Genomic DNA, 12,539 nt, shown 5'->3' on the forward strand with positions numbered 1-12,539 from the left:
CGCCGCAGTTCGTGGCGCGCAGTCATCCTCAGAGGAGTTACCCATGACCGCAGAGAAAAATCTGGTCCGTTCAGTGACCGTGGACATCGCCGCACCGGCCGAATTTGTCTGGTCGGTACTGATCGACCTGGTGCGTTATCCGCAGTGGAACCCCTACACCGTCAAGGTCGAGTCCAGCTTGCGACTGGGCGAACCGGTCAATCTGTTTCTGCCCGATCCGGGACGACCTGGTGAACTGCTGCACGTGATCGAGTACCTGGCTGACTTCGAACCCCACCGGTTACTCGCCTGGGAGATGTATGCCAACGCCGACAATCCCGACGCTGCCCGTCGCGAGCAGCACATCGAGCCCATCGGCGCGGCCAGTTGCCGCTACCACACCACCGACCAGTTCCTCGGCGCCACCGCCGACCAGGTCATGACCGATCATGGCGCTTGGGTCAAACAAGGGTTCGATGCCGTTGCCCACGCCCTCAAGATCCGTGTCGAGACGCTGTACGCGTCCGTCGCGTGACCTGCAGCTGCCGGCGCCTCTTCGTCCAAGCAGACGAAGAAGTGCCGGCGGTGCTTTACCTACCGTGGTGTTCAGCCGGCGCCAATCCCGGCAGAACTCGAGGAGGTATTCGATGTTGACTCATCTGCAATGGCTGGAAGCGGAAAGCATCCAGATCATCCGTGAAGTGGTGGCCGAGTGTGAAAACCCGGTGATGCTCTACTCCATCGGCAAGGACAGCGCGGTCATGCTGCACCTGGCGATGAAAGCCTTCGCCCCGGGCAAGCCGCCCTTCCCCCTGCTGCACGTGGACACCACCTGGAAGTTTCGCGAAATGATCGCCTTTCGCGACCAGACCGCCGAACGCCTGGGCCTGGAACTGCTGGTGCACATCAACCCCGAAGGCGTGGAAAAGGCCATCGACCCTTTCATCCACGGCTCGGCCTTGCACACCGATGTGTGGAAGACCCAGGGCCTGAAGCAGGCCCTGGACCACTACGGTTTCGATGCCGCGTTCGGCGGCGCCCGGCGCGACGAGGAAAAGTCGCGGGCCAAGGAGCGGGTGTTTTCCCTGCGCTCCGAGCAGCACCGCTGGGACCCCAAGCAGCAGCGCCCGGAGCTCTGGCACCTGTACAACACCCGCAAGCGCAAGGGTGAAAGCCTGCGGGTGTTCCCGCTGTCGAACTGGACCGAGCTGGATATCTGGCAATACATCTACCTGGAACAGATCCCCATCGTGCCCTTGTACTTCGCCAAGGAGCGCCCGGTGGTACGCCGTGACGGCACGCTGATCATGGTCGACGACGAGCGCCTGCCGCTGCTGCCGGGAGAAACCCCAGAACTGCGCAAGGTGCGCTTCCGCACCCTGGGCTGCTACCCGTTGACCGGCGCAATCGACAGTGACGCCGACAACCTGCCGGCGATCATCGGCGAAATGCTGGTCAGCCGCACCTCGGAACGCCAGGGCCGCCTGATCGACAGCGACTCGGCGGGCTCCATGGAGAAGAAAAAACAAGAGGGGTATTTCTGATGAACGCAATCACCGACGCACGCAATGGCGACCTGACGCCCTACCTGCAACAACAGCAGAACAAGCAGCTGCTGCGCTTCATCACCTGTGGCAGTGTCGACGACGGCAAGAGCACCCTGATCGGCCGACTGCTGTATGAATCCAAGGTGTTATTCGAGGACCAGCTTGGCCAGCTCGAAGCCGACTCGAAAAAGCTCGGCACCCAGGGTGACGAACTGGATTTCGCCCTGCTGGTCGACGGCCTGAGCGCCGAGCGCGAGCAAGGCATCACCATCGATGTGGCTTATCGCTTCTTTGCCACCGACAAGCGCAAGTTCATCGTCGCCGACACCCCCGGCCACGAACAGTACACCCGCAACATGGTCACCGGCGCGTCCACCGCCGACCTGGCGGTGATCCTCATCGACGCCCGCCAGGGCTTGCTGACCCAGACCCGCCGGCACAGTTACCTGGTGTCGCTGCTGGGCATCCGCAAGGTGGTGGTGGCGATCAACAAGCTCGACCTGGTGGACTACTCCCAGGCGGTGTTCGAGCGCATCGAAGCCGAGTATCGCGCCTTCGCCGCACAGATCGGCCTGCAGGATATCCAGTGCATCCCCCTGTCGGCGCTGCGCGGCGACAACATGCTCCAGGCCAGCCCCAACACGCCTTGGTACCAGGGCCCGAGCCTGCTTGCCTACCTTGAAGACGTACCGCTGGAGCAGGACCGGCAGAGCCAGGCAGCGTTCCGTCTACCGGTGCAGTGGGTGAACCGGCCGAACCTGGATTTTCGTGGCTATTGCGGCAACGTCGTGGCCGGCAGCGTGCGCGTCGGCGAGCGCATCCGGGTGCTGCCCTCGGGCCAGCAGAGCGAGATCACCGGCATCCTTGGCAGCGCCGGGGAGCAGCAGCAAGCCCTGTGCGGCCAGGCCGTGACCCTGACCCTCAAGGACGAGATCGATATCAGCCGCGGCGACCTGATCGCCCTGGCCGACACCCCGCCGGCGGTGGCCGACCAGTTCGAAGCGACCCTGGTATGGATGGACGAACAGCCCCTGCTGCCGGGGCGCCCGTACCTGATGAAGATCGGTTGCCGCACCGTCGGCATGAGCTGCGCCAACCTCAAGCACCGGGTCGATGTGAATAGCCTCGAGCACCTGGCGGCCAAGACCCTGGAGCTGAACGGCATTGGCGTATGCAACCTGCACCTGGACCGGCCGATCGCCTTCGATGCTTATGCCGACAACCGCGATACCGGGGGCTTTATCGTTATCGACCGCCTGAGCAATCGCACGGTCGGTGCCGGCATGCTGCACTTCGCCTTGCGTCGTGCGCAGAACGTGCACTGGCAGGCCATCGACGTCAACCGCGAGGCCCACGCCGCGCTCAAGGGCCAGTCGCCACGGGTGCTGTGGTTTACCGGTTTGTCCGGCGCGGGTAAATCGACCATCGCCAACCTGGTCGAGCGCAAGCTGCATGCCCTGGGCCGCCACACCTATCTGCTCGACGGCGACAACGTGCGCCACGGCCTGAACCGCGACCTGGGCTTTACCGAAGCCGACCGGGTGGAAAACATCCGCCGGGTCGCGGAGGTGGCCAAGCTGATGCTCGATGCCGGACTGATCACCCTGGTCTCGTTCATCTCACCGTTCCGGGCCGAGCGTGACATGGCCCGCAGCCTGGCCGGTGACGGCAACTTCCTCGAGATCTTCATCGATGCGCCGCTGGCCCTGGCCGAGCAGCGCGACCCCAAGGGCCTGTACCTCAAAGCCCGGCGCGGTGAGCTGAAGAACTTCACCGGCATCGACTCGCCCTACCAGCCGCCAGTGGCGCCGGATATCCATATCGACACCCGGCACGAGTCTGCCGAGGCCGCCGCCGAACGCATAGTCGAAGCCCTGCTGGCGCTGTAAGAGCTACCGGGCGCAGCCTGCCCCTTGGGTATGCGCTGCGCCCGTCAGTGCCTAGGCCAAACGGACGATTTTGCCGCCGTGACCCCGGTCGATACTCGCCCATGACAACACGCAGCCAAAGAGGCGCGCATGACCCTGCCCTTTTCCACCTGCCCGGACCTGCACGCCAGCATCGACATCCCCTCTGCCGAGCTCAGCAACCTGCTCGGGCTGGTCTACCACGGCACGCTGGAGCCCACGCCCTGGGCCAGTTTGCTGGAAGCCCTGCGCCAGCGATTCGCCGCCAGCTTCTTCACCCTGGTGCTGCGCAACCCCGACCATGAACGCCCCGGGCTGATCGTCAATGCCTCGGTGCATGGCGCGCTGTTGCCCGGCGAGCCCTCTTACAGCGAACACTTCTATTCGATCTGCCCGTTCCTCGACTGGCCCGCGGACCAGGTGGCCAGTGCCGACCAGGTGCTGGGCACGGAGGCCTGGCTGGCCCATGATTTCTACCGCAACTACCTGCATCCCCTGGACCTGCGCGATGTGCTGGTGGCCAACATGCGCACTGCCGCCGGCATGCACTGCGCACTGTTCGCCTGCCGCGACCACGCCAGCGAAGCGTTCACCCCGGCGCAGATCAACCTGATCCGCCTGTTGCTGCCGCACCTGCAACAGGCGGTGGACCTGCACTCGGCGGTGGATCAACTGGATGCCGAACGCCAGCTCTACGCGGCAACCATCGACCGCCTGATGGTGGGCACGGCCATCCTCGACGAGAACGGCCGGATGATGCGCTGCAACCGTGCCGCCCAGCGCCTGTTCGACAGCCATGACGGTCTGGAGTGCAAGCACGACAAGCTCTGTGCCTTCGCCAACCATGAGAACCGCACACTGCAGCAGGCCATCCAGGCCGTGTTGAAACAACGCCCCCGCGGCCTCGACGACCTGCAAGTCCTGACCCTGTCGCGGCCCAGCGGTGAGATGCCGCTGAACCTGCTGCTGCGCCCGATTGCCATGAACTACCAGACCCACAACAGCGCCCGACGCCCGGCAGTGGTGGTGTTCATCCGCGATCCCGCCGACTCGCCACAAGCCTCTCGTGACCTGCTGCGTAGCCTGTTCCAACTGACCCGCACGGAAACCGAAGTGGCCATGCTGGTCATGGACGGCCAGACCCTCGATGAGACAGCCGAGGCACTCGGGGTTTCGCGCAACACCGTGCGCGCTCACTTGCGCGGTGTATTCGCCAAGACTGGCGCCACGCGCCAGGCGCAACTGGTCAAGACCTTGCTCAATAGCGTGGCGTCGTTGGGGTAGCTGTCTGCATAAACTCAACCGCGCACCAGGTAGGCCCCCGGGGGAACCCGATGTCGCAGCTTCTTGCATTTGCCGGGTGCGGGCTGATGCCCTGCCGGGCGATCAGGAAACCAGATTCGGCATTTGCCCGGACGCGGCATATGGCCGCGGGGAATCTCGACCTCAGCGTACGCCCGCTCTGGCTCAGCATTAGTCATTTGTAATTTTCCTTCGGACCCGGCTCTGCCAGCCGACGGCGCATCCAGCCCCCGATATGCCTCTGCGCGAGCCAAGTTGCCAGCGTCGCTCCCAGTGTCCGGAGTGGATTGCTCAGCAACGGCCACTTCCGCTTCGCGACGCCTTTGGGCCTCCTCCTCCAGCCCCTTCTGTACTGCGACCAAGTCCTCTTTTGCATTGGGTGGGGTACCCGAAGACTGGGCCTGCTGCGCCGCCTGGATCAATTGGAAGTTGCGGTTGCGTAACTCGACGTTGCGACCAACCCGTATGTTCGAGCGCGCCGCCAGGGTTTCAGCCTGCTGGTACTGCCCCTGCTGAAGGCGCAACACACCCAGGTAATGCAACGTCGCGGGATTGTTCGGCTGGATATGCAGGGCACGCTCCAGCGTAGCGGCGGCCTGGTCCAGTTGGCCATTTTCATACTGCCGCGAGGCGGTTTCGATCAAGGTGGTTGATGCGCTGTTACTCCGCGCCGGCGCGCTTCGTTCGGCAGCAACCGAACAAAGCGACGGGACAGCGCAGAACACCAGGATGAGGCCCGGCAGAAAACTCTTGGTTGGCATCAGGGGGCGGACTCGACTGAATTCAAACGGCACTGCCGTAAAACAGGCCACAACGCTGCTCGGCATTTGCGATACAGGGCCGCTATTGACCTGGCCAATACCCTGAAGTTCCTGCTGCAACGACCGTTGCGACCAGTACCATTTTTTACCACCCCCAACATCCAGGCACGATCTGTTGCTGTTCTTCACGCAGGGAGCAAAACGGCCATTAACGGACGCTCAGCCTACGTCTTTTTCCTGCGTACATTACGTCCTCCTGAAAATAGATCAGAAGGTGTAAACCTTATTCAGGACGGGACACTTCCGTTTGTTCCGGCATTTCCAGGGCATCATCGACCTCGATTCCCAGGTATCTGACGGCGCTTTCAAGCGTCGTATGACCAAGCAGAAGCTGGACAGCTCTCAGGTTGTTCGTCCTGCGATAGATCAGCGATGCCTTGGTTCGCCGTAGTGTGTGAGTACCGTACATGGCTGGGTCCAGGCCAATCGCTGTCACCCACGCTTTGACTATTCAAGCGTATTGTCTGGTGGAAGATGGACGCATCGTCAGGCGTATTCAACGGAATATTCCATTTAAGAGTTTTCTGCCTCGGGCGCACGGAAGGCCTTACTGTAATAGCCGGACTGGTCGAAACAGCAAACCTGCTTCTTGCCGGTTGCAAGCATATCGCAGGCATCACCAATTCGCTTTTCGCGCGTCTTGAGTTGCTTGGCTGAAGTAATCCAGTGGATCCAGTCTACTCGTGCGATGGTCGTTGTATTATTCCAAACTTTACGAGCCTCAGGAGTGGCTGCCAGTGCTTCCTCAAAATCTGCCGGGATGTCAGGTTCGGGTTCCTTTTTCACAGGGGTTAGCTCGAGTGTAACGATATCCCCAACGGCCACACCTGCGGCGTCGAGTAACTCGCTACTTACCTTCAGCCAATGGCTCAGCTGACCATCGGGCTCAAGGGTTGCCTGGAAATGGTGCCCATTGATTGTGCCTTCAACTGTCGTCCTTCCCCGCCTCGGAAGCGGTTCACTCGCGTCTCTTGGCAGTACTGCGAACGCCCACGACGTATCATTACCGGGCTTTGCCGGACGAAGAAGCTTTGCTTCGAATCGGGATTTCACATCGATTACTGTCATTGCCACTCCTCCAACTAATATGCCTGACTACGTTCTGGCAACATCACTGTCGCGTTTAAATGCGACATTGATGACGCCAAGATGAGCGCTTAGTTATCCATCACCTCGTCCAGTGCCTTCTCGAGGGTGCTGACCGTGCGCTCGATATTGTGCAGCTTTTCGAGTCCGAACAGACCGATGCGAAAGGTCTGGAAGTCGGCCGGCTCGTCGCATTGCAACGGCACTCCGGCGGCGATCTGCAGGCCGTGGCTGGCAAATTTCTTACCGTTCTTGATGTCGGCATCATCGGTGTAACTCACCACTACGCCAGGAGCCTGAAAGCCGGCTGCGGCCACGCTTTTGATGCCTTTGCCGGTCAACATTGCGCGCACCCGATCGCCCAGAGCCTGTTGTTCGCCGCGGACCTTGTCGAAACCGTAGGCTTGCGTCTCTTTCATCACTTCGTTGAATCGCGCGAGGGAATCGCTGGGCATGGTCGCATGGTAGGCATGTCCGCCCTGTTCGTAGGCCTGCATGATCTGAAGCCACTTTTTCAGATCGCAGGCGAAGCTGCTGCTCTGCGTCTGCTCGATGCGCTCTAGGGCCAAAGCACTGAGCATCACCAGGGCGCAGCACGGGGAGGCGCTCCAGCCTTTCTGCGGTGCGCTGATCAGCAGGTCGACTGCGCATTTGTGCATATCAACCCAAATCGTGCCTGAGGCGATGCAGTCCAGCACGAACAGGCCACCCACCGCATGCACCGCGTCGCCAACGGCCCGCAGGTACTCGTCGGGCAGGATAATCCCTGATGACGTTTCAACGTGGGGGGCGAAGACAATCTGCGGCTTCTGCGCCGCAATGGCTGCCAGCACTTCGTCCAGAGGGGGTGGAGCGTAGGCAGCCTGGCGACCTGTGTCGACCGGTCGGGCTTTGAGCACCGTGGTGGCCGCCGGGATGTTGCCCATCTCAAGGATCTGGCTCCAGCGATAACTGAACCAGCCGTTGCGTATCACCAGGCATTGCTGGTCGGTGGCAAACTGTCGCGCCACCGCTTCCATGCCGAATGTGCCGCTGCCCGGCACCACCGCAACAGCCTGGGCGTTGTAGACCTGTTTCAGGGTCTTGGAAATGTTCTTCATCACGCCTTGAAATGACTGCGACATGTGGTTGAGCGAGCGGTCGGTGTAGACCACTGAGTACTCGACCAGCCCCTCGGGATCGATACTGGGATAGAGCTTTGACATGGGTGACTCCTTTGGCAGGGATCTCAGTGGTATCGACCCTGCCCTAAGCCTTGGCAAATGACAAGATTGCTCGGGATTGAATTGCGACTTCTGTCGAGCGGCTGGCAGGTCGCTGCTGAGTTGTGGGAAGGGGGGCTTAAAGGTTCAAAAGTGTTTGAAACCCCAAGGGGAATTCATTTTTGGACATTGCGGTTGGGCGGTAGCCAGATCGATACGCCGCTCGCGCCTAGCACATGGGGCCTAGGCGCTGCGCTGATAAGGATGCTCCCGGTCTATAGAGCCCGGGGAGATTCAATTTGTTGAGAAGTGTCGTCTATTTTGACGCAGTATCCATATAAGACTTTACCGCCGCGAGCCCAGGTTGACCTTCCACTGTTTGAACATCAAGCAACGTTCTATCAAGCCATTCGGGATGGGCACTCAGCCATTTTTTTACCGCAGAGCGTGGGTCAAGGCCACCATTGATCACGTAGTCCATCATGGTGTTTTCGGCATCGATGGAAAACTCCAGATTTTTCAGGAGTTGGCCCACGTTAGGGCATTCCTCCAGATATCCCGTACGCACGTCGGTCCGCACCGACGATGCGCCGAAATTTTCTCCGTAGTACTTGTCGCCACCTGACAAATATTCCAGTTCAATATTCTTGTTCATTGGGTGAGGAGCCCAGCCCAGAAACACAATCCAGTCGTTCTTTCTGATTTGCCTGCCGACTTGTGTCAGCATGCCCTTCTCACTGGACTCAACCAGGCTCCAGCTACCCAGGTTATACGCGTTATCCGCGATGAGGTTCTGGATCGGTTTGTTTCCGCCTGGCTCTACTCCATAGATTTTCCCGCCAAACTTTGACTTGTAAGTGTCCAGGTCAGCATAGCTTTTTACACCTTGCTCATAGACGTATCGCGGAACCGCCAAGGTAAATTTTGCGCCCGTGAGGTTCACTCGCACTGTCTGAATCGACTTGTTGTTGTAGTAAGGCTGAGCCGCCTCGATCAATGCGGGATCCCATGTTCCGAGGAACACGTCGATACTCTTGCCTTCCATCGCCTTGTAGGCAATTCCCGTCGATAACGTTATGACTTTTGGGGCGTAGCCCAGTCCTTCCAATACTGCTGTGGTCAAAGACGTCGTCAACGTGATGTCGGTCCATCCCACCTCTGCGAACTGAGGCGCGCGACACCCCACAGGGTCCGCGGCGCCGGCAATCCCCTGGAATGTCATCAACAGCACGGCACAACCGATAGCACTGCTTTTCATACCGGATCCCCTTGCGTTCTCTTGTTTTTTGGAGAATCCAGTGATAACTTTTTTTTCATTGAGTGTCCAATGAAAAAAGAGAGCCCCCCATGCCAAAGGTCGGAATGCAGGAAATCAGAAGGAAGCAGCTCGTTGAGGCGACGCTCACCCTCATTGGTGAGCAAGGCATGGCGGGGACGAGCATGGCTCAGGTCAGCGCCCGTGCGGGGTTGGCCAACGGCATCGTCCACCACTATTTCTCGGACAAGAATGCTTTGCTTGAAGCCACCTTGAGAGAGCTGAACAAACGCATAAATGCCGAGATCTTTGCGCGCCTGCGAAAGTCCGCAACACCCGCTGAGCGTGTTCTCGCGTTTGTGGACGGGAACGTCAGTGCCTTGAACCTGACGCGAGACAATGTCGCGGCCTGGCTCGCTTTCTGGGCCCAGGTACCGCAGTCCCCCAAACTGCAGCGGGTACAGAACATCGTTGCGCGCAGGAGCCACTCCTTACTTTTCCATGCCTTGTCAAAAAGCATGGACAAGGCAATAGCCCATTCCAAGGCGCAGATGATCGCGATCTTCATCGACGGTTTATGGTTGAGGGCTGCGGTCGATTGCAACCCGGACACGATCGACGATTCGCGCCGCCTGGCTTACGAGTTCCTCAACAACGTACTTGGTTATGATCTGGAGGCGTAGAAATGACACCTGAAGAATATAAAAGTCTTGATGCCGTGGGCCTCGTTCAATGGTTGAAGTCCGGTGAAGTCACTCCGCTGGAGTTGGTCAACCTGGCAGCCAGAGAAATTGAAATCCAGGACCCTGCCTTGGGCGCGGTCGTTGCAATCGATATCGAAGGCGCACAGCGAGCGGCGCTAGATCCCAAGGCAGGACCACTCGCAGGTGTGCCGATCCTGATAAAGGACACCAATATCGATGTAAAAGGCTTTGCAACCAGGCACGGTTCGCGATTGTACGAAGATGCCGTCCCCGCTCAGGTCGACAGTGAGTTTGTGAGTCGATTGCGTAATGCCGGGGCAATCATTCTCGGGAAAACCAAAACACCTGAGTTTGCAGGAGACTTTGTGACAGAGCCTGAATGGCAAGGCCCTTGTCGAAACCCCAGGAATCCGCAGTACGCTTCTGGTGGGTCAAGTGGAGGATCCGCCTGTGCCGTGGGCGCAGGCATGGTGCCCGTTGCACACGGCACCGACTGTGGCGGGTCGATCAGGGTTCCGGCTTCCGTTTGTGGTGTGGTTGGGCTGAAGCCAAGCAGGGGACGCAACCCTGTAGGTCCTCATGTCGGCGAGTTTGTTGGTGGCCTTGATTCCGAGCATGTACTGACCAGGACCGTCCGCGATAGCGCATTGCTGCTGGATGTCCTGTCTGGCTATGAACCAGGCGCGCCTTATGCTGCTCCCCCCGCCCCTCCCTCTTGGCTCGAATGCCTGAAGACGAGGTCGCCACGACTCAAAATCGCCTTTGCCTGCGCCCGTCCAGATGGCTCGAGTATCGATGAGACCATCCACAAAGCCATATTGAATGCTGTGGATTTTTTAAGTAAAGACGGCCATGAATTACGCCCGTTCAATTGGCCAGACATGACCAAAGCCGGTGCAGCTGCTGCATTATTCTGGCAGATGGAAATTGAGGCCCTGATGGAACACAAAGCCCAAACTCGCGGTTATCCGATCTCGGCAAAAGATGTTGAATGGATTACCTATGAGTTTTACAAATGCTCGACTCAGAGAACGGCACTGGATGTACACCATGCACGGGCCACCCAGAACAAAGTAAGCCACGACATGGCCGATAGCTTCACCGATATCGATGTCCTCATCACGCCAACGGTAGCGCTTGCTCCACCGCTGATTGGTGGTTTTGTCGCCACAGGGGAAAGGCATCTGGACGAGTGGTATAAAAACGCTTACGCATTTTCTCCCTTCACCGAAGTTTTCAACTTGACCGGCCAGCCGGCCATCAGTATCCCAGTCGGGATCATGGAGAACGGCCTTCCAATCGGGATGCAGATAGTTGGCAAATTTGGTGACGAGGAAACCATCCTTAGACTTGCAAGCGAAGTTGAACGGAGCTTGTTAGCAACCACCCTGTTTGCAAAGGCATGATCACGCGCTGAACTACGACAGATTTTCTGCGCGTTGTCGCTGGCTCGCTGAATTGACCCAAACTCTATAGACACTTCCTGCAGGCAGTTATTGGATCGTTGCCTGACGTGATTGGCTGCTTCACGGGCAAAAGGAATATTTTATGAGTGTCGGATTTGGGTCGATTCTGTTGAGAAATCCAGCTTCGGTTTCCACCGCAGAAAAGTTCGCGCCTGTGTGCGCAATCCGTGTTTTGCGCAAAAGATTCAGGGCTCAGTGACATAGCCGCGTGCAAAAAAGACGCTCGCACTACTCACGCTCGGCCCAAATCACTCTTGATCTGCTTTGCGCATATGCCCATCTGCTTTGTGACCCAATCCCTGAAAGCGGTGCACTTGGCACTCTCCTCAAAAGGCCTGGGTGACAGTAGGCAATAGGCCGACCCGTCCTGGATAAAGCCAAACGGTGCGATCAATTGTCCGGACCTGAGTTCATCCTGAACCATGAGAAAGGACACCACACTGATCCCCAATCCCGCAGCTGCTGCCTGAATACAAAGATAGAAATGCTCATAGTCGACCGAGCCAGCATTAGGCATAGCCATTTCCGAAAGGCGCAGCCAGTTGTCCCAGGCCAACGGGCGTGTCTGGCTACGCAGCAAGCGCACTCCTTCCGATTTCCTTTTATCGGGACTATTGGACGGGGTGCACACAGGTCCAATCCATTCCTCACAAATCGTCACGCTGTGGATTGATTGATCCAAGTGAAAATCATCACGTCGGATGGCCAGATCCGCACCTGAGCGCGCGAAGTCTATAGGACCACCGGCCGCCAGCAGTTGGACTTGAAGGTGCGGGTGAGCGGCATGGAAGTCAGGCAGTCGCGGGATCAGCCATTTCATTGCGATGGTAGGCTCACACGATAGTACGAGTACGTCCTCGCGGACTTCTCCCTGCAACCGGTAAACAGCACTTTCCAATTGTTCGAACATGGGCCCGGTAACGTCGTACAGAAGGCGGCCAGCACGGTTGAGAAAGATCGCACGGTTGCGCCGATCAAAAAGTTCGACCCCTATTGCCTCCTCCAACAATCGAACCTGGCGGCTGACTGCGCCATGGGTGACGTGCAGCTGCTGAGCGGCTCTCACGAAGCTTTGAGTCTGGGCCGCAACGTTGAAAAAACGAAACGCAGCCAAAGGAGGCAAATTCATATTGACGATGATTACTCACAGGTTTCGACGACTATAAATCGTTTTTTTTATCGGTGGCAATTCTCCATCATGACCTCCATTCGCCCCATCTGCACGCACAACTATCAATGATTAGAGGCATTGCATGAATGCCATGCGAAG

Annotated in this window: 11 protein-coding genes and 1 pseudogene; 6 read left to right on the forward strand and 6 right to left on the reverse strand. The window is 58.7% G+C overall.

Translation table 11 applies throughout. From position 1 onward, the window contains the following. The first annotated feature begins 43 nt into the window (after positions 1-43). The 4 genes from AC1RP7_RS01860 to AC1RP7_RS01875 all read left to right on the forward strand — a co-directional run bounded on the left by AC1RP7_RS01860 (position 44) and on the right by AC1RP7_RS01875 (position 4,717). On the forward strand, positions 44-514 hold the full coding sequence (locus tag AC1RP7_RS01860) for an SRPBCC domain-containing protein (protein WP_493182331.1): 471 nt from the start codon (positions 44-46) through the stop codon (positions 512-514). Beyond that, complete coding sequence (gene cysD, locus AC1RP7_RS01865; protein WP_256353645.1) at positions 456-1,523, forward strand: sulfate adenylyltransferase subunit CysD; 1,068 nt, start codon at positions 456-458, stop codon at positions 1,521-1,523. The genes AC1RP7_RS01860 and cysD overlap by 59 nt, the downstream gene beginning before the upstream one ends. Next, on the forward strand, positions 1,523-3,415 hold the full coding sequence (gene cysN, locus AC1RP7_RS01870; RefSeq protein WP_493182332.1) for a sulfate adenylyltransferase subunit CysN: 1,893 nt from the start codon (positions 1,523-1,525) through the stop codon (positions 3,413-3,415). The genes cysD and cysN overlap by 1 nt, the downstream gene beginning before the upstream one ends. 129 nt (positions 3,416-3,544) lie before the next feature. Then, positions 3,545-4,717, forward strand: coding sequence for a helix-turn-helix transcriptional regulator (locus tag AC1RP7_RS01875; RefSeq protein ID WP_154862271.1), 1,173 nt, complete (start codon positions 3,545-3,547; stop codon positions 4,715-4,717). Positions 4,718-4,731: 14 nt separating this feature from the next. On the opposite strand, the gene AC1RP7_RS01880 is transcribed toward AC1RP7_RS01875, so the two are convergent. The 5 genes and pseudogenes from AC1RP7_RS01880 to choX all read right to left on the reverse strand — a co-directional run bounded on the left by AC1RP7_RS01880 (position 4,732) and on the right by choX (position 9,102). Continuing rightward, positions 4,732-5,496, reverse strand: coding sequence for a tetratricopeptide repeat protein (locus AC1RP7_RS01880; protein ID WP_493182535.1), 765 nt, complete (start codon positions 5,494-5,496; stop codon positions 4,732-4,734). 283 nt (positions 5,497-5,779) lie between these two features. Further along, positions 5,780-6,028 (reverse strand): annotated as a pseudogene (locus AC1RP7_RS01885) (tyrosine-type recombinase/integrase); the annotation flags it as partial. Between the two features lie 41 nt (positions 6,029-6,069). Next, the gene (locus tag AC1RP7_RS01890; RefSeq protein ID WP_493182333.1) at positions 6,070-6,624 is read right to left on the reverse strand and encodes a YdeI/OmpD-associated family protein; all 555 of its coding nucleotides are present in this window, start codon (positions 6,622-6,624) and stop codon (positions 6,070-6,072) included. Between the two features lie 89 nt (positions 6,625-6,713). Further along, entirely contained in the window at positions 6,714-7,847 is a 1,134-nt protein-coding gene (locus AC1RP7_RS01895) for an aminotransferase class V-fold PLP-dependent enzyme (RefSeq protein ID WP_493182335.1), read from the reverse strand. A gap of 313 nt (positions 7,848-8,160) precedes the next feature. Further along, complete coding sequence (choX, locus tag AC1RP7_RS01900; protein WP_090454910.1) at positions 8,161-9,102, reverse strand: choline ABC transporter substrate-binding protein; 942 nt, start codon at positions 9,100-9,102, stop codon at positions 8,161-8,163. A gap of 89 nt (positions 9,103-9,191) precedes the next feature. Here choX and betI point away from each other — a divergent pair, with 89 nt between their 5' ends. Together betI and AC1RP7_RS01910 are read left to right on the forward strand one after the other, a co-directional pair. Next, positions 9,192-9,782: a transcriptional regulator BetI gene (betI, locus tag AC1RP7_RS01905; RefSeq protein WP_057715282.1), complete on the forward strand. Its 591-nt coding sequence runs from the start codon at positions 9,192-9,194 to the stop codon at positions 9,780-9,782. A gap of 2 nt (positions 9,783-9,784) precedes the next feature. Next, the gene (locus tag AC1RP7_RS01910; protein WP_493182337.1) at positions 9,785-11,209 is read left to right on the forward strand and encodes an amidase; all 1,425 of its coding nucleotides are present in this window, start codon (positions 9,785-9,787) and stop codon (positions 11,207-11,209) included. A gap of 292 nt (positions 11,210-11,501) precedes the next feature. Here the strand turns inward: AC1RP7_RS01910 and AC1RP7_RS01915 are convergent, their stop codons facing one another. Next, positions 11,502-12,398 carry a LysR substrate-binding domain-containing protein gene (locus AC1RP7_RS01915; protein ID WP_218498307.1) on the reverse strand — a complete coding sequence of 299 codons (897 nt, stop codon included), beginning with the start codon at positions 12,396-12,398 and terminating at the stop codon, positions 11,502-11,504. Positions 12,399-12,539: the final 141 nt, after the last annotated feature.

It is taken from the genome of Pseudomonas sp. GW822-FHT01E03 (assembly GCF_058802985.1).